Annotated in this window: 12 protein-coding genes; 9 read left to right on the top strand and 3 right to left on the bottom strand. The window is 38.9% G+C overall.

The window, feature by feature from the left end; translation table 11 throughout:
- The first annotated feature begins 14 nt into the window (after positions 1–14).
- The 6 genes from AC13EX_RS12055 to AC13EX_RS12030 all read left to right on the top strand — a co-directional run bounded on the left by AC13EX_RS12055 (position 15) and on the right by AC13EX_RS12030 (position 7597).
- Positions 15–1496 carry a RagB/SusD family nutrient uptake outer membrane protein gene (locus AC13EX_RS12055; protein WP_482892872.1) on the top strand — a complete coding sequence of 494 codons (1482 nt, stop codon included), beginning with the start codon at positions 15–17 and terminating at the stop codon, positions 1494–1496.
- A 30-nt stretch (positions 1497–1526) separates the two neighbouring features.
- Positions 1527–3029, top strand: coding sequence for a sulfatase family protein (locus AC13EX_RS12050; protein WP_482892871.1), 1503 nt, complete (start codon positions 1527–1529; stop codon positions 3027–3029).
- Between the two features lie 12 nt (positions 3030–3041).
- Positions 3042–4187 (top strand): sialidase family protein, encoded by a 1146-nt coding sequence (locus AC13EX_RS12045; protein ID WP_048640154.1) that lies wholly within the window; start codon positions 3042–3044, stop codon positions 4185–4187.
- Complete coding sequence (locus tag AC13EX_RS12040; RefSeq protein WP_482892870.1) at positions 4184–5122, top strand: dihydrodipicolinate synthase family protein; 939 nt, start codon at positions 4184–4186, stop codon at positions 5120–5122. Before AC13EX_RS12045 ends, AC13EX_RS12040 begins: the two co-directional genes overlap by 4 nt.
- 23 nt (positions 5123–5145) lie before the next feature.
- Positions 5146–6156 carry a hypothetical protein gene (locus tag AC13EX_RS12035; protein ID WP_048640152.1) on the top strand — a complete coding sequence of 337 codons (1011 nt, stop codon included), beginning with the start codon at positions 5146–5148 and terminating at the stop codon, positions 6154–6156.
- Positions 6157–6409: 253 nt separating this feature from the next.
- Entirely contained in the window at positions 6410–7597 is a 1188-nt protein-coding gene (locus AC13EX_RS12030) for a sialidase family protein (protein ID WP_482892869.1), read from the top strand.
- Between the two features lie 73 nt (positions 7598–7670).
- Here AC13EX_RS12030 and AC13EX_RS12025 read toward each other — a convergent pair whose 3' ends face one another.
- Entirely contained in the window at positions 7671–8546 is an 876-nt protein-coding gene (locus AC13EX_RS12025; protein WP_339716771.1) for an AraC family transcriptional regulator, read from the bottom strand.
- A gap of 106 nt (positions 8547–8652) precedes the next feature.
- Positions 8653–9093: a c-type cytochrome gene (locus tag AC13EX_RS12020; RefSeq protein WP_482892868.1), complete on the bottom strand. Its 441-nt coding sequence runs from the start codon at positions 9091–9093 to the stop codon at positions 8653–8655.
- 98 nt (positions 9094–9191) lie between these two features.
- Here AC13EX_RS12020 and AC13EX_RS12015 point away from each other — a divergent pair, with 98 nt between their 5' ends.
- Positions 9192–10502, top strand: coding sequence for an amidohydrolase (locus tag AC13EX_RS12015; protein ID WP_482892867.1), 1311 nt, complete (start codon positions 9192–9194; stop codon positions 10500–10502).
- 453 nt (positions 10503–10955) lie between these two features.
- Here the strand turns inward: AC13EX_RS12015 and AC13EX_RS12010 are convergent, their stop codons facing one another.
- Positions 10956–12203 carry a glycoside hydrolase family 2 TIM barrel-domain containing protein gene (locus AC13EX_RS12010; RefSeq protein ID WP_339710128.1) on the bottom strand — a complete coding sequence of 416 codons (1248 nt, stop codon included), beginning with the start codon at positions 12201–12203 and terminating at the stop codon, positions 10956–10958.
- A gap of 208 nt (positions 12204–12411) precedes the next feature.
- On the opposite strand from AC13EX_RS12010, the gene AC13EX_RS12005 reads away from it, so the two are divergent.
- Both AC13EX_RS12005 and AC13EX_RS12000 read left to right on the top strand, forming a co-directional pair.
- Positions 12412–16305, top strand: a complete 3894-nt coding sequence (locus AC13EX_RS12005; RefSeq protein WP_482892866.1) for a glycosyltransferase family 2 protein — start codon at positions 12412–12414, stop codon at positions 16303–16305.
- Between the two features lie 453 nt (positions 16306–16758).
- Positions 16759–18249, top strand: a complete 1491-nt coding sequence (locus tag AC13EX_RS12000; protein WP_482892865.1) for a hypothetical protein — start codon at positions 16759–16761, stop codon at positions 18247–18249.
- Positions 18250–18263: the final 14 nt, after the last annotated feature.

Here is an 18263-nt window from a genome sequence, read left to right as displayed (position 1 = left end):
AAAATAAAGGAATCATGAAAAACTTAAATATAGCTTTAATTATAAGCCTATTTCTATTCGGCTCCTGCTCCGATCTGCTGGATGTTTCACCTACGAGTGTGATTACCACGGAGTCTTTCTGGAAGACAGAAGGGGATGCAGAAGGTGCCTTGATTGGTATGTATGTCAACCTCAGAAGTATTTCTACCTCTACCTTGTATTATCTTGGAGAAGCAAGAGCCGATGTTGTAGCCCTTGGGACCGTGGGCGATGGCGGATGGGCCAAGTATTACACCAACCGCTTGCAACCTGACAATGCAGGGCCAAGTTGGCAGAGTTTGTATACGCTGGTAAATAGTGCCAACTTAATTCTCAAGTATGTGCCGGGAATTGACTTTGCATCTGAGGAAAGGAGAAACACCATCTTGGCGGAAGCATACACAATGAGAGCATTTACCTATTTTGTAATGACGAGAACCTGGGGGGATTTACCCTTGCGTATGGATCCAACGGAAAGTGAAAATCCTGAGTTGACGCAAATTGAAAGAACCGCACAAAGTGAGATTTTTCAATTCATAAAAGCCGATATTGATAAAGCTTTACAGTTGTTTCCTGACAATAGTTACGCAGAAAACAAGATGTTCTGGTCCAAGCCAGCCACTAGTGCACTTAAAGGAGAGGTTTACCTTTGGACGGCAAAACAAATGGGAGGTGGCAACGCTGATCTCCAAACTGCATTGGACGCGTTAAAGGATATCCAAAACACAGATGTAGACTTATTGGATAATTTTGCGGATGTTTTTGATTATGACAATAAAGGCAATAAAGAAGTTATTATGGCTGTAAGATTTGCCGAACTCGAATCTGCAGGTAATAATTATTTCAACGCCATGTATCTCATTGGAAGTGCTATCCCTGCCAATATTTCTTCAGAAGCAAGGGAAACAATAGGAGCAATAGGTGGAGGGAGCAATAATATTACAGTTCCTACAACATATGTTAAATCCTTGTTCACCAATGATGATCAAAGGAAGGATGCCTCCTTTTATGAAATATACACTATCGGGGAGAATGAAGCCTTGACTTATTACACAACAATAGTAACAAAGGGAAGTGGTACCGTAATAGGGGGTAGTAGAAATTTTATTGATGACATTATTTTATACCGGTATGCTGATGTTTTATTGATGATTGCAGAAGCCAAAAATGCGCTGGGTGAGGATCCGTCAATGGAGATTAATCAGGTGAGAATGAGGGCATATGGAGACCAGTTCGATAATTATGCCTTTACATCAGGTACTGTAGAAGAAAACAATGAGATAATCCTTGAAGAAAGGTTAAGAGAATTGGCTTTTGAAGGTAAAAGATGGTGGGATTTAGTGCGATTCGATAAAGCCATCGAAATGCTTCCTACATTAAGTGAACAAGCCAATCCTGAACAAAAAATCCTATGGCCGATCTCTACTAGTGTTTTGAGTTTGGAGAATAAAGTAACTCAAAACCCAGGTTATGAATAAAGGTTTGAAAGCTTGAATACTTGGAGACAAATGATTTTTAAACAATTTAAAATTGCGCTGATATTAACGGTGTTTTCTAGTGGAATAAATTTTGGATGTAATTCAAAAGAACCACAAAGAGCCTCGCCAAATATTTTGCTGATTGTTTCTGAGGACAATAGTTCAGATTTGGGATGTTATGGGAATAAGCTCGTACACACTCCAAATCTGGACAAGCTTTCTAAAAATGGGGTTAAGTTTCTCAATGCTTATACCACTTACGCAGTTTGTAGTCCATCGAGAAGCAGTATTTTCACAGGATTATACCCGCATCAAAACGGTCAACTCGGTTGGGCCACCCATTATTATGCCCTTTATTCTGGAATAAAAGTTCTGCCAAATTACCTTAAAGAATCAGGCTATAGAACTGGAATCCTAGGTAAGGTTCACGTTAATCCTGCAGATAGATTCGACTTTGATTTTTCCGCATTACCCGGTTCCAATTTCCAAAAAGAAAACTTGAAGGATTATGCCATACAAGCAAAGAAATTTGTCAACCAATCAGAGAACCCTTATTTCTTGATGGTAAATTTGCCGGATGCACACCTGCCATTTCAGAATGAAGTGGAAGGCTTACCTACGCATAAAGTAGACCGAAATAATATTAAAGAAACACTTCCTTTCGTAGGCGTTAATAATGAACGCCTGCTGGATCAAACAGAAGCCTACTATAATTGCATGAATCGATTGGATGAATCTATCGGAATGTTGTTGGATAGTCTAGGTGATATGTCCAATACCTGTATCATTTACCTAAGCGATCATGGGGCCCAATTTAGCAGGGGGAAACTTACCAATTATGAAGGCGGTTTGAAAATCCCCTTTATTATTTCCTATCCTGAAGAGATAAAGGAAACTGGTTCAAGCAAGGATGAGTTGATCTCCGTAATTGATATCTTACCGACTGTTTTAGATCTTGCTGGGATTTCAGGTGATTTTAATTTTCCAGGTAGGTCCTTAATGGATTTATTTACAAAGGATGGGGATGTGACAAGTTGGAGGACATATCTGGGAGCAGATGGAGAAGGTGCCTCACCTGTATTTTATTACCCTAGAAGGAGTATAAGGGGGGAGCGATACAAACTTATTCAAAACATCGATGTTGGCAGAGGGGAATTTCCTGCTTTTTCTGCCTATGCTGATCCTAATTTTGGGTCCGGTGCTACGATTGAAGAAATTGCAGCTTCTGACGAAAGGATTCGTCAGGCATATGAAAGGTGGAGAAAGCCTCCTGAATGGGAGTTATATGATCTACAGGAAGATCCCTGGGAATTTGAGAATTTAGCTGATAAACCAGAATTAGAGACAGTTTTAGTATACATGAAGGAAGCACTTTCAGCTTGGAGAAGGGATACAAATGATCCGTTTTTATCAGCAGATAAACTAAGAAATTACACCTTTGAAATGGATTCAATAAACAAGCTTTACCCCGATCATAGTTACCGAAAGGTAGAGGGATTTAAATGGGATTACTTGGATTACCTAAACAATTAACCGTTAGTTATTATGAAAACCTTGTGGGCGAGTTCCTTTATTTTCCTTATGCCGGCCTTTTGGCTGAGTTTCTTCCCTCAGAAATCCTCAGTTAAAACGGTCAAAAGTAAAAGTCTTAAGGTGGAGATACTTCATCGCTACATTGCCATTGATAATGTGTGCGCATGGCCTAACCTTACAAAGCTTGGGGACGGGAGTATTCATGCAAGTATCTTTAACCAGCCCAGTCATGCCAGGAGAGAAGGCAGTGTGGAGGTCTGGTCTACATTGGACGGAGGGAGATTTTGGAATAAAACAGGTGTGGCTGCAAAAAATGAGGTAAGTACCAACCGCATGAATGTAGCCGCTGGTAAAAACCAGGTAGGTGATTTGGTAGTAGTGGCTTCTGGGTGGGAATTAAAAGATTCAGGATCTGCTGAAGGCAGCAAAGAGCTTGTAGGCGTGCTCCGTGCCTGGGTGTCGTTATCAGCGGATGGTGGAGAAACATGGAAAATTTATAAAAATGGTTTTCCAATTGCAGAAAACGGAATGACTCAATTTATTCCTTTTGGGGATGTTTTAGAAGCGGCTGATGGAAGCCTAAGGGTACTTGCCTATGCGCAATCACTAGATAAAAGCATCAATAAAGTATCCTATTTTAGGAGTGATGATCAGGGAAAATCCTGGATTTGGGTGTCTCATTTAAGTGAAGGAAAAGGGAGTACATTATTCTCTGGGGGACACAATGAAACAGCATTTTTTCAGACGGGTCCCAAAAACTGGATAGCAGCTGCCAGAAGATGGAAAGCAGGAGCTGCTATGGATTTGTTTGTGAGTGAAGACGATGGAAAAACCTGGGTATTGAAGCGTCAATTGACAGATGAACAGCAGCATCCTGGTCATATAACAGCCTTAGCAAACGGAGACCTATTGCTCACTTATGGAAATAGGAAAGATGGTCAATTTGGTGTGGCTGCTAAGTTTAGCAAGGATAAAGGTAATACATGGTCTGAGGAATATATATTGGTAGATGACCTTAATAGCAGGGATTGCGGCTATCCATCAAGTGTGCAGTTAGAAGATGGGAGCATTTTGACAGCCTTTTATGCTGACGGTACTGAATCGCATCAAAGGTACCATATGGGTACAATAATTTGGAAAAAACCTGATCAGCTATGAAGCCCTTTTCGGCAGAAGAAATACATGGGGTTTGGGGTACTGTATTGCTCCCCATTTTAAAAGACCAGTCCATCGATTGGGAGGTTTTAGAACATGCATTGAAATTCACCCTTGATGCCGGCTTAAATGGAATTTATACCAATGGGTCTGCAGGAGAATTTTATAACCAAACAGAAGCAGAATTTGATAAATTAAGTGAATTAGTAGCACAGGAAGCAGAAAATGCTGGTGTCCCTTTTCAATTGGGTTGTGGACATCTCAATCCGCTCCTTTCTCTTGAGAGGGTAAACAGGGTGAAGTCATTTTCTCCTTGTGCCCTTCAGGTTATTCTACCGGATTGGATAAAAACCAATAATAAGGAGACGCTTAAATTCCTGGAAAAGACAGCAAGTGCTGCAGCCCCTATAGGACTAGTGATTTATAATCCACCACATGCCAAAAAAAAGCTTCTTCCAGAGGACTATGCAAATATTTTAATGGAAGGGATACCTGTAGTCGGATGCAAAACAGCGGGAGGGGATAAAGAATGGTATTCAAAAATGAATAACTTACCTAAGCCCTTTTCTTATTTTATCCCAGGCCATTTCATGGTTACAGGCATCACTCAAGGAGCGAAAGGGACTTACTCTAATATAGCCTGTATGCATCCAAAGGCTGTAATAAAGTGGTACCGAATGATGCATGAAGAACCTGAACGAGCTCAGCTCATTGAAAAGCAGCTTTTGTTGTTTTTTGAGAGAGAAATATTGCCGTTGATATTGGAAGAAGGGTATTGTGATGTGGCCATAGATAAATTTTTAGCTAGTATTGGGGATTGGTCAATGACTGGAACTCGATTAAGGTGGCCTTATTCAGGTATTGATCCAGAAAGAATAATAAATAAACGAAGAAAATTAAATAAATATGTTCCTGAATTTTTCAAGGAATTAGATTAAATAAAATAAACCTACTATCCATTATGAAAGCTAGCTTTTTACTTTTAATAGTTATTTTCCTCCAGTTGACCCCTGGATTTTCTAACGAATCGTTGAAAGATTCTTTAGAAGTAGAAAAAATATGGGACAAGGCGCCCCACAACGCCTTTCCTGATATGATCAGGTTTAAAGGATCGTTTTATATTGCCCTTAGAGAGGGGAATAACCATATGCCAGATAAAAGTGGGTCCATCAGGATCTTAAAGTCAAAAAATGGTGAAGATTGGCAAAGCGTTACCTTGTTAGAAGAAGATGACCGGGACGTTAGAGAGGCTCGATTGTCAATTACGCCGGAAGGCCGTATCATGGTGCTGACTGCCGTCGGTGTATATGAGGGTGGGTATAAAATTTTGTATCCCATGGTTTCATTTTCTGATACCAAAGGAGAGAATTTTTCTTCCCTACAAAAAGCCACCATGGATATGGAACCTTCCCTCGATTGGATATGGAGCCTGACATGGCACAAAGATGTGGGCTATGGGATAGTATACCAGAATAAAGTGGGAGGATGGGAAGTGCACTTGTTAAAAACCACCGATGGGATTAACTTCAAACATGTTTCACAATTACCGATTGATGGCAATCCCAATGAATCCACTATAAGGTTCGATAAAGAGGGAAAGATGTATGTTTTGGTAAGAAGAGAGGCAGGAGATAAGATGGGTGTACTCGCTAAAAGTGACGCTCCTTATAAAGATTGGACTACCAAGAAATTAACCAAGCAACTGGGTGGACCCAATTTTCTTTTTTTGGATAAAAATACCCTTGTCATGGGGAGCAGGGATTACCGAAAAACGGGTGCTAAAACGGTTATTCATATGACTGATCTTGAAGGCAATATTAATAAAACAATGGACTTGCCAAGTGCTGGGGATACAAGTTATCCGGGGATGGTCATTTATAAAAAGAAGCTTTGGTTTGTTTATTATTCCAGTCATGAAGAAAAGACCAGCATTTACTTAACCAAGATACCGCTTAAAGAACTAAACCAATAAGGGATATTGGTTAAACCCGAAATATGCAATAGACAATCTATTACGTACTGAAATCGATTTAAAATCAGCAACTTCGTTACTGTTTTCAATTTCACCATAGCGGTGCTATGCTAAAATCTCCAAACAGCCTGATTTTCTTGCGATTGCAACACTTCCCGTAAACACGGGACAGGCTTCACTCCTGACCATTGTCAGGGTGGAGAAATTCTATTACATAATCCGGGTTAAACATCACAACTAATTAATTATACACATGAAAAAACACTTATTAATAATTGCTGTTTTAATTCTAAACAGCTTGTCTGTGCAAGCTTTCGATCCAGCAGATAGTACTAAAGTAGCAGCGCCTGCAACTAAAGTAAAGGATTTTATTATTTATCAGGACCAAACCTATTATGCTACCTTCCCTTCCGTAGTTAAGAAAAGTAATGGAGAATACCTTGTAGCTTTTAGAAGGGCTCCTGACAGAATAGTAAACTTTAAAGAGAAGGGAAATAGTCATGTAGACCCAAATAGCTATTTGGTAGGAGTGACTTCAAAGGATGGGGTCAATTGGACCAAAGAACCGGAATTGATTTATTCTCATGCATTTGGGGGGTCGCAGGATCCATGCCTATTGCAATTAAAAGATGGTACCCTACTTTGTGCCAGCTATGGTTGGGCATTTTTGGAGGATGATGGTTTGGAAAACATAAGGAAACCACATTTTGCCAATAGTAAAGGTACGGTGTTTCTAGGTGGTTACTTGGTTAAATCTCTTGATGGAGGAGATACTTGGAAGGGGCCTATTTACCCACCATCTATTGAGCCTGAGGTAAACTATACCCCAATGGGGAATAAAGTGCCAGCCTATAACAGAGGAGCCTTGTATGAAGGGAAAAGTGGAAGGATATTTTGGGTTGTTGCAGCAAGTGATACTGAGAAAAGAGGAAAAACCTCTAATTACCTTTTGGTTTCCGATGACAAAGGAAATACTTGGGAACACCTAAGTACTGTTGCTGTAGATGATGAGGTAATCTTTAATGAAGCTTCTGCTTATGAAACTCCTAAAGGTGATATCATTGCTTTTATTCGTACAGCTAAATTTGATGATCAAGCAGTTATTGCACGATCAAAAGACGGAGGTAAAACCTTTGAGAAATGGGAATCAATGGGATTTCAGGGACATCCACTTCAGGCATTGAGATTACCTGATGATAGGGTGTTTTTGGTTTATGGATACCGCCACAAGCCTTATGGTATCAGAGCAAGGATTTTAAATCCTGAATGTACCGATTTTGCCACGGCAGAGGAGATTATTATCAGAGAAGATGGTGGAAGCACAGATATAGGCTATCCATGGGCTGTGAATATGGGAGAGGATAAAGTATTGGTAACTTATTACTTTAATATCGACAATAAGAACCGACACATTGCAGGAACAATTCTTAAAATAAATTAACCATTACCAACCAGTCCAATTTGCTATTAAAGCCCCTATAAGGAAACTTAATTAGCAAGTTGGACTTTTTTTACTAAGCTACTTCCTGAATATTGACCGTTTTTCTAAAATCGGATGGGGTCATTTTTTTAAGTTTTTTAAATTGCCGGTTAAAATTCGCCAGATTGTTAAACCCACAGGCAAAAGCTACCTCTACAATATTCATGTCTTCATTAGACAAAAGTTTACAGGCGTGTCCTATTCTGACTGTATTTAGGTACTCTATGAAAGTGATCCTATATTGCTCTTTGAAGAAATTACAAAAAGTAGTGACACCCATATTGGCCATAGAGGCGATTTCAGACAGGGTGATTTCCTGATCAAAATTAGTTAGAATATGGTTTTTAATTTTAGTCAGCCTATCAGACCCTTCAGGTTCACTGTCTATATAGCCAGGGCTGGCTAGCAATTGATATTCTTTGTTTCTTGAAAGGATATCAAAAATGGAAAGAAGACTTGAAAGCCGTTGGATTCCATTCATATGAACCATCTCCGTCATCAAAGCAGTGATTTTTTCCTTTGTTTTCCCTGTAAACGCCATGCCTCTGCTAGCAAGGCCTAGTATACTTTTGATGTTTTCCATCTCTGGTATCTGTAGAAAATCAGCGCCTAGAAAATCTGCTTGAAACTGAATAACTATGGCCTCTGCCTCGTGATCAGCCTCTCCCTTTGTGTAAACAGGATCGTTGACCCAAACATGTGGAAGGTATGGTCCCATACAAACCAAATCCCCAGGTTCAAAATAGCCAATATGATCACCAACCATTCTTTTGCCGGTACTCTTTAAAACCAATACCAATTCGTATTCCGGATGATAGTGCCAGGGACAAGGGAAATAAGGCCCTTTTTCCTTAAAGACTATAAACGATTTGTCAAATTCTTGCGGTAGCCTAACTTCTATGGTTTTCATAGCTCTTTTGTTTAACCCTATTAATTTAGAAAAAATAGAAGCAAATGGAAACTACTGTGTGGCAAAAGGTGATATAATAGTATAAAACAAAAAAATCCATTAAGAATTAATGCTGGAATTCAAGAGATAGAATATAATAAACCATGGTTTGCGCATCTTCAAAACTAATATCAGGATGAGGGGCCATCACGGGGTTTCCCCAAGAACCAAAACCCCCGGAAATAATTTTCCTTGCCAGTAAATCCCTATAGGCAGGTTTTATGGGATAACGCTTGGCAATATCTTTAAAGGCTGGTCCCTTGGATTTTTTATCTATTCTATGACAGTCGTAGCAACCGGCATAGGCGATAAGCACCTCACCTTTAGAGAGTACACTGTCGGGAACATGTTCATCCTTTCCCGGGATTTTTCTTATGTAGTTTTTTTGGCGGATTTCGCCTTCGGACAGAATTTGCTCCTCCTTTTCATTTGAATTACATGAAATCAATAGCAGACTCAGGCAAATAAGTGAAAAAGAAATCCATCTATTGGGTAATATTTGAAACATGCTCAAATTTAATATAAAAGATAAACTTGTCCTTATTTTTTTAATCAAAAAAAGGCAAGCCATGGCAATCTACTGCTTGATTATTTATAAATTTGGGTATGAGGAGATTATTTAGGTTTACGTTTAGTTTGGCAAGTTTTGCCTGTCTCTGCCTAGCAGGGCAAGCTCTTGCCCAGAGCAAATTAGAAAAAAGGGTTAACGAGAATGCCAGCAAGGTAGAAGGGAAGGTGATTGAATGGCGTAGAGATTTTCATGAGCATCCTGAACTAGGAAATGAGGAAACCAGAACAGCCGGAATAATAGCTGCCCACCTGAGAGCATTGGGTATGGAGGTCACCGAGGGAGTGGCTGTTACAGGTGTGGTAGGAATCTTAAAAGGAGGGAAGCCAGGACCTACAGTAGCTTTACGGGCAGATATGGATGGATTGCCTGTTACCGAACGAACTGCTGTTCCTTTTAAATCCAAGATAATGACCACTTATAATGGTCAGGAGAGTGGAGTCATGCATGCCTGTGGGCACGATTCTCATATGGCCATACTGATGGGAGTGGCTGAAGTTTTGGCAGAAATGCAAAAAGACCTTAAGGGCACAGTGAAATTTATTTTTCAACCTTCAGAAGAGGGTTTGGAGGACAAAACCATTGATACCTGGGGTGCCAAACAAATGGTAGAAGAGGGTGTGATGACAGATGTTGATGTGATTTTCGGATTGCATATCAATTCTCAAACACCAGCAGGGGTTATCAAATACAAACCGGGACCGGCTATGGCTGCAGTAGATGAGCTAGAAATTACCGTCAAAGGAAAGCAAGCTCACGGTGCTTATCCATGGTCTTCCATAGATCCTATTGTTACTGCTTCACAGATCGTGATGGGATTGCAAACAGTAGTGAGTAGAAACGTGAAAATTATAGAAATTCCAGCCATTGTTACCATAGGAGCAATACATGGTGGAGTTAGACACAATATCATTCCCGAACAAGTAGACATGATCGGTACCATCCGTACTTATAGCCAGCCTCAACAAGAGCTTATCCATCGGAGAATTAGAGAAATAGGAGAGCATATTGCAAAAAGTGCCGGAGCTGAAGCAGAGGTGTCCATTAAAAAAATGTACCCGGTTACTTTCAATGATGTAGATCTGACTGCCAAAATGCAACCAACTTTAGAAAGAGTTGCAGGTAAGGACAATTTGTGGGTGCATGATCCTGTTACAGGAGCCGAAGATTTTAGCTTTTTTCAGTTAGAGAAACCAGGTTTGTTTTTCTTCTTGGGTGGAATGCCTGTAGATAGAGATCCTGAAACAGCCCCTTCCCATCATACACCAGATTTTTATCTGGATGAAAGTGGCTTTGTATTAGGCGTCAGGGCATTGTCACAGCTGACATTAGACTATATGAACCTTTAAGCCTACTGTAATAGGCCTAGATTTCTAACATTTGTCCTGTTGGAATATGATAATTGGATTTAGATTTATCAGGATTAATTTTGCTAGTAATCCCTATACCATCAGTTAAACCCGAAATATGCAATAGACATTCTATTACGTGCTTAAATCGCTTTAAAATACCCAATCGTTGCTGTTTTCAATTTCACCATAGCGGTGCTATGCTAAAATCTCCAAACAGCCTGATTTTCTTGCGATTGCAACACTTCCCGTAACCACGGGACAGGCTTCACCCCTTACATTGTCAGTGCGGAGAAATTCTATTACATAATCTGGGTTAAATCGTTTCTTAGAAGGAATAATTCTAAAATTGAGGTCGGAGTGAGTTAAATTACGGAAAGGATAGCTATACCATCCTTTCCGTAATTACCCAATAAAAATTTCAGAGACATGGATATTCCGGAGTTCATTATGCTATTGATTAACTACATAAAAAGGAAGGTTATGAGAAGTGTAATTGCCACTGTCATCTGATATATACACATAAATTCTGTATGGGCCTTCGTTTTTTGGGGTCCTAAATTTCAGCGTAGATGCACTATCGGCTTCCATTAGGTAGCTCATGTTGTGTTGGTAATCATCAAGTTCATAAAACTTGGCCTCTTCAGGTCTTATTTCCCACTTAAATTTCAGGGCTGATAAATCATCAAAATCTGTTATAGGAAAGGCAAAATACAAGGAATCTGCAGCCAGGTATTGATTGCTTTGTCCGGGTCGGTCGTTAAAACTAATGTTAAAAATTTCAGGTAGATTGCTATGAAATGCTTCACCTTTCCAGAGACTTTGTATGTATTGTACAGTCTCTGAGTTCTCCCCTTCGGTAGAAAACTGGCTAAACCAAGTATTAGTAATTTCAAACTTATTCCCCCAGTAGAAGGCATAACTCCCTAAAAAAGAAGTGGTATCCTGATTCATTAATTCCCAATATTGTTGTAGAAAGTTAATTTTTTGCTTGGTGCTCAGCTCATAGGGTGCACCCCATGCTGTGTCTTTTACTTCCCAGTGACCAGGTACTCCCCATTCTGAGAAAATGTATGCTCTTCCCCATCCTTTGTTTTTATAATTTTTATTGTCTTCAAAGAAGTGCTTGATCAATCCGAATCCATTATATCCTAATATATCGACATTTGGCATCAGGTATTTTCCTCGTCCTATCGTTTTGACATTTATAGCTGTCATGACGGGATGATTGGGATCTGTTTTTTTGATCATCTTGGCAATTCTGTTGATGGTATAATATATCAAATACCTTGACCCCCCTTTTAAACTGACTTCATTGCCCACCCCCCACATCAGGAGCGCAGGATGATTTTTGTATTTTTCTATAAAAGGCTTTAATTCTTCTATTTTTTTATTGACTTCAAGAATATTCCAATATTTAAAATCTTCACCCCAATAAGGCCGACCAATTTCCAGCCCTAGGGTAACCGTTAAACCTAATGCTTCCGCTTTGTCCAAAATTTCACCCGCATTGTGTACGCTCCAGGTTCGAATAGAATTGCCCCCATAAGCTGAAACTTTTTCAAGATTATCAATGCCACTAGCCCCTTTTATAAAATAGGGGTTCCCGTTTCGGTAAAGTTGTGCTTTTCCTTCCGTGTACCTTACTTCTACTGCAGGAGAAATAGTTAAATCATTATCATATTTACAACTAATAAGCATTGGTAAAATACAAATAATATAAAAACAAGTAAGATTCGATTGTATTATTCTAATCATGATTTCTGTTGAGCTTAATTAAAATATTTGAAAGGTAAAAAAGATATGCCTTATCTTAATTTGTGCTGTAAATGTAAGTAAAAAATATTCAAATATAATAAATTGCTTTTTAAATATAATTTAGTGTTATTTGCATCAAATAATAATTCTTATGAAAGCAGCAGTTTTAAAAAGAAAGGTGTTGAATTTTTTGTTTTTAAGCACTTTTGTCATTTTTATATTTGGATTTTTTAAATATGTGGGTGTAGGCCATCCGGTGTTGTATGTACTGCTTGGTATTTCGCTACTTTTTAAGCTAATAAAAATCTTTTTTGAGTGGTATCATTTTTCAACCCTCAAAACCAAAGGAAGGCCTGAGAAATATGCTGGTAAAAAGACCTATACTGTAGATATGTTAACTACTGCATGTCCAGGTGAACCTTTTGAGATGATTGAAGCAACGCTTAAGGGCATGGTGTCGGTAAGGTACCCACATACCAATTATCTTTGTGATGAGGGTAATGACCCTAAGCTTAAGGCACTTTGCAATAAATTGGGTGTAATCCATATTACCAGAGAAACCCATGAAAATGCAAAAGCCGGAAATATTAACAATGCTCTAAAGTCTGCCAAGGGTGAGTTATGTGTAATTCTTGACCCAGACCATGTTCCTTTTCCTGACTTTTTAGATTATGTGGTTGGTGCGTTTGATGATCCTAAGGTGGGCTATGCTCAGGTAGTACAGGCCTACAAAAATCAAGCTGATTCACTGGTCGCTCAAGGAGCCGCAGAGCAGACATACCTATTCTATGGGCCATATATGGAGGCTATGAGTGAATATGGAACAGCACAGGCTATAGGTGCCAATTGTACCTTCAGAAGAGTGGCTCTGGACTCAATTGGAGGGCATGCGGCAGGATTAACTGAGGATATGCATACTTCAATGCTTTTACACGCCAAAGGTTGGACATCTGTTTATGTGCCTAAGGTTTTGTCTTTGGGTTTAGTTCCGAATAGTCTCGGTGCATTTTATCAGCAACAACTTAAATGGAGTAGAGGCACTTTTGATCTTTTATTTAATGTGGTCCCAGGTTTGTTCTCAAAATTTTCTTTAAGACAAAAAATTCATTATTCTCTGGTTCCCTTGTATTTTCTTTCGGGCTTGATAGGCCTGGTGGATGTTGGAGTACCTATTTATTCACTGATTTCTGGTGATTACCCATGGGAGTTAAATCCGGTTGTGTTTTTTGCTATTTTTACACCTTTTTTAATAGTTGGCCTTTACCAGCGCTATGATGCCCAGAAATGGTTGCATGACGCTGAAGAAAAGGGAATTCATTTGATGGGTGGCTTCCTTCGGCTCGGAACCTGGTGGATTTACCTCACTGGATTTATTTATACCTTAATCAATGTTAAAGTACCTTATATTCCTACTCCAAAAGAACACTCATCAAAGGGTGATTTTGTTTTGGGTTTACCTAATCTGGTTATCGCATTACTTTCCTTTTCTGCCGCTTTTTATGGGCTGAATAAAGATTGGCAGCCCTACAGTTTCCTCATGGCTGGATTTGCCCTTGTCAATGGCTTTTCTTTTTCTTTTGCCTTTTTTATGGGGCAATCTGACATAGTGAGAAAATCAAGGTACCTTTGGTATGATTTTAAAAATATATTTGTCCTTAGAAAAGCAGAGCTTACCTATGTTAAGCTGAGTACTTTTTCTTTTCCGGTAGCTATAGTTTTGCCTGCCTTTTTTAGCCTTTTTCTGTTGTTAAATGCAGTCAACTTTAAATTGGATCTTTTTGATAAAGTAATTACCTCTGAATTAGACAAAGAAAGAGGAGGGTTTTACCTCGGTATATTTCTCCCTTCATTTGATGATAACTCGGATACAGCACTAATCCATTCAGTTGAACAAAAAACCGGTGCTAAAATGGCCATTGTCTCAACTTACCTATCTTGGTCAGATGAGTCCTTGCCTGTGGATCAATGGGATGCGATAATTCAGGAGGGCCATATTCCCATGATTACTTGGGAACCCTGGACCAATCTATTTGAAAATCAAGAGGAAGTTCCTGAATTAAAAGAAAATAAAAAGGTGTTTAAACACATTACGGAGGGGGTGTTTGATGATTATATCCATTCCATGGCATATGCAATTAAGGCGCTTGATGCTCCGGTTTTTCTTCGGTTTGCCCATGAAATGGATAACCCTATGTACCCCTGGTCAGAAACTGGCGAAAATACACCGGAAGAATTTAAGGAAGCCTGGGAATATATTCATTATAAATTTGAATCCATTGGCGTTCAGAATGTTACCTGGGTATTTAATCCTTGGTCGCCAGCTGCTGTTTCAAGTTATTTTCCTTATGGCAAAGATAGTAGCATTACTGAACTTGTGGATTGGATAGGTCTGACAGCTTTGAATTATGATTCAGCAGCTATCCATCATAAAAGCCTTACTTTTAAAGAGATTTACCTTCCTTTCAGAAAGGAAATAAAGCAACATCAATTGGAACTTCCTGTAATGCTGGCAGAATTTGGTGCCACAAACTACAGTTACAATGCAGCAGGTTGGGTAAATGAATCACTTCCGCAAATTCGGGAAGATTACGCCGAGATTAATGCATTGGTGCTATTTTATAGTGACAGGGATAAGAATTGGATTACTAATTGGAGACCTGATGCAAAAGCTTCAAATATAGACTGGACTTTTGATCTCGAAAGCGTGGCATCGGAACTCCAAAATTTTGATCCAATAGATTTAAATGGTGGATTTTCATCAAAAGTTCAACTTGCTTCTGAGAAAAGAGTAGGGATTGGTGAGGATAAAGGAGGTTTTGTCATGGATATCTCGGGAGAACCTTTTTATATGAAAGGAATTTGTTACAACAACGGTCATGACTGGGAGGAAGGGTTTAAACCCCTTTCAAGAAAACAGGTTCAAGAAGATTTTAATAAAATTAAGGCCTCGGGAGCAAACACCATAAGAAGGTATGAGCCCAGTATTTATGATAGAAATATATTCAAGGAAGCAAATGCCCATGAATTAAAAATTATGTATGGTTTTTGGTTTGATCCAAAAACTGATTATTTCAGTGACCACAGTACTTTAGCGGACTACAAGGAAAAAGTATTAAAAAATGTCAGGAAAAATAAGGGTCAGAAAAATATTATAGCCTGGAATATTGGCAATGAAACATGGGGCCTACTTAAGAAATATTATGGAGAGCCATACTTGACCATCGTCCGAAGAAAGTATATCTCCTTCTTGGAAAATCTGGCAGTTGAAATTCATGAAATAGATCCAAATCGCCCTGTTTTTTCTTCAGAGGAACATGATAATGTTAGACTGTTGGCTGCTATTCACGACTTTAAACATTATGCGCCTTCTATAGATGCCATAGGAGTGAATTCCTATTATGAAGACAATATCAGCCAATTGAGTGAAATATTTCAAAAATATTATCCGGAAAGCCCTTATGTAGTGACTGAGTTTGGCCCAAAAGGTTATTGGAATAAAGAATTGGGAGATTTTAGAAATGATACCCTGCTCATAGAACTTTCATCGAAGGTTAAAGGGCAATCTTATCAACACCAATGGGAAACGCATATAGAGGGCAATAAAGGTAAAAATCTCGGTGGTTTTGCCTTTAGCTGGCAGGACAGGTTTGAAGGAACAGCAACCTGGTTTGGAATTACAGATTTTAATGGAAACTTAAAGCCTTCTTACCACTTTTTAAGCAGTGCCTGGAAAAAAGAAGGTATTCCTGAAAATGCTTTTCCTGATTTATATATCGTTGGTCAATGGCAAAATTTAAAAGCTGGAGAGAAAATATGGTTAAGTGCAGCTACTTTGAATGATTATCCTGGGAAATTGAAGTATGAATGGAAAGTCTATGAAGATAAAACATGGAAGAACTACAACCCTGTGCTCAATGAGAAAGAAGCTTTCCAGTACGTAGAAATTGAAATGCCAAAAAATAAATCCAGAGTTTACCTGTATGCCTATGATGAACATGGAAATGTCATTACCGCTTCAAGACCATTGGTGGCCGCAAATTATTGACTTCGTAAAGGGCATTGGGTAATCCCATTGCCTTTTTTTTTAATATGCATTCTGTAATGTTTTTTTAGTTTCTTGCGCCTCTCAGATGATACAATAAGGGTCGAAATGGATTCTTATATGACCAAATAATAGATCGATTGAATCTTTAGTTTCATTAGTTAGAACCTTTTTTTGTCAGCCTGAAAACAAGAAGGAACTTGAGGGTTTTTACTTGAAATATGCGGTTAATTGAAATTGTATTGCTTGTTTTAATTTGAATAAAATAAGGAAAACCCTATCCATAGGCATTCAATTTTACTGACTATCCCGTAAACCTTGCATTAATATAATATTGAAGCCTAAAAAGTAAAAGAATTCCCTTTTTTACCTAAATCTGATTATTTTAGGTAAATAATGTACTACCCAATACTTTTATCAATCTACAAAACCACAAACAACCAAAACATGATTACAATGAATATCGCCGATTGGAATTTTAAGTCAAAGCTCGAGAAATACTTGTGCTTATTACTCACTTTAGTTTTTTTAATAACAGGGGTAGGGAACCTTACCGCCCAAAATGAAGGAGCAGCAAAAATTTTTAAGGCAGGTGCTGCCCTAAGTGTAATTACTCCTAAAATTGGCACCTCAATCAATGGTAATTTTCAAGAAGATTTTGCCAAACATATCCATGATGACACTCATGCCAGGGGGTTGGTTTTAGATGATGGAAATACAAAAATAGCAATTGTAACATTGGACCTGTGTATGGCCTATAGGGAAACCTTAGACAATGCCAAAAAAAGAGCAGCGTCTTATACAGATATTCCCGTAGAGAATATGTTGATTTCCTCTATTCATACGCATTCCGGAGGTACAGCATGTTCCGTTTTCGGAAGTACCTATGATCCAGAATATTTGGTCTTTTTGGAAGAGCGGGCCGCTGATGCTATCATTAGAGCGAATAATAACCTGGAACCAGCAAGGATAGGCTGGGGCGTAGGTCAGGAGCCCAGTGAAGTATTTAACCGTCGATGGAAATTGAAAGAGGGCAAAACTTTTACCAACCCATTTGGTGGAGAAGATAAAGTAAGGATGAACCCAGGTTTTGAAAACCCGGACCTTTCAGGTCCTGCAGGTCCAATTGATCCGGAAGTGCCTATTATTTCTGTTCAATCACTAAGTGGGGAGCCCATTGCCTTACTTGCTAACTATTCCTTACACTATGTAGGAGGTACTAAAAGTGGGGATATTTCTGCTGATTATTTCGGAATGTTTGCCAATCGAATTGGTGAAATGATAGGAGCAGATTGTCAAAACCCTGAATTTGTAGGCATAATGACCAATGGTACTAGTGGGGACATCAATAATATAAATTTTGGTGGACCAGCGCCAAAACCCATGGAAAAGTATGAGAAAATGGCCATCGTTGCCAATAAGGTAGCTGCAGAAGCTTATAAAGTATACCAAAGCATTACCTATCATGACTGGGTGCCGTTGGCAAGTGCACAAACAGAAGTATCACTTGGGGTAAGGAAACCAGATGCTGCCGAACTAGAAAGAGCGAAAAAAATCGTAGCTGAGGCAAAGGGACCACTTCTACTTAAAAGAGATGAGTTATATGCAAGAGAAACTATTTTTCTAAATGACTTTCCTGACCAAAAGCAATTGATCCTTCAGGCACTACAAATTGGAGATTTAGCGATTACAGCTGTTCCTTGCGAGGTTTTTGTGGAAATAGGCATAGAAATAAAAGCCAAAAGTCCTTTTCAACAAACATTCAGTGTTTCTCTGGCCAACGGCTACAATGGCTATCTTCCTACTCCCAAGCACCATGAATGGGGTGGTTATGAAACATGGAGGGCACGGTCCAGCTACCTGGAAGTAAACGCATCAAATGTAATTACCTCTAATTTATTGGGTCTTTTAGACAAGTTGAAATCCTCTTCGATAACTTCTAAGTAACACTTAGAATAATT

Source organism: Cyclobacterium sp. L-R, from assembly GCF_056859355.1.
The sequence above is the reverse complement of the archived record's forward strand: the minus strand, read 5'-3'. Positions and strand labels throughout refer to the sequence as shown.

What these genes read in the sequence shown, in the direction of transcription:
- AC13EX_RS12015 (WP_482892867.1), top strand. Translation starts at nt 9,192, where the DNA reads ATGAGGAGATTATTTAGGTTTACGTTTAGTTTGGCAAGTTTTGCCTGT.
- AC13EX_RS12045 (WP_048640154.1), top strand. Translation starts at nt 3,042, where the DNA reads ATGAAAACCTTGTGGGCGAGTTCCTTTATTTTCCTTATGCCGGCCTTT.
- AC13EX_RS12005 (WP_482892866.1), top strand. Translation starts at nt 12,412, where the DNA reads ATGAAAGCAGCAGTTTTAAAAAGAAAGGTGTTGAATTTTTTGTTTTTA.
- AC13EX_RS12035 (WP_048640152.1), top strand. Translation starts at nt 5,146, where the DNA reads ATGAAAGCTAGCTTTTTACTTTTAATAGTTATTTTCCTCCAGTTGACC.
- AC13EX_RS12020 (WP_482892868.1), bottom strand. Translation starts at nt 9,093, where the DNA reads ATGTTTCAAATATTACCCAATAGATGGATTTCTTTTTCACTTATTTGC.
- AC13EX_RS12030 (WP_482892869.1), top strand. Translation starts at nt 6,410, where the DNA reads ATGAAAAAACACTTATTAATAATTGCTGTTTTAATTCTAAACAGCTTG.
- AC13EX_RS12050 (WP_482892871.1), top strand. Translation starts at nt 1,527, where the DNA reads ATGATTTTTAAACAATTTAAAATTGCGCTGATATTAACGGTGTTTTCT.
- AC13EX_RS12025 (WP_339716771.1), bottom strand. Translation starts at nt 8,546, where the DNA reads ATGAAAACCATAGAAGTTAGGCTACCGCAAGAATTTGACAAATCGTTT.
- AC13EX_RS12040 (WP_482892870.1), top strand. Translation starts at nt 4,184, where the DNA reads ATGAAGCCCTTTTCGGCAGAAGAAATACATGGGGTTTGGGGTACTGTA.
- AC13EX_RS12055 (WP_482892872.1), top strand. Translation starts at nt 15, where the DNA reads ATGAAAAACTTAAATATAGCTTTAATTATAAGCCTATTTCTATTCGGC.
- AC13EX_RS12000 (WP_482892865.1), top strand. Translation starts at nt 16,759, where the DNA reads ATGAATATCGCCGATTGGAATTTTAAGTCAAAGCTCGAGAAATACTTG.
- AC13EX_RS12010 (WP_339710128.1), bottom strand. Translation starts at nt 12,203, where the DNA reads ATGCTTATTAGTTGTAAATATGATAATGATTTAACTATTTCTCCTGCA.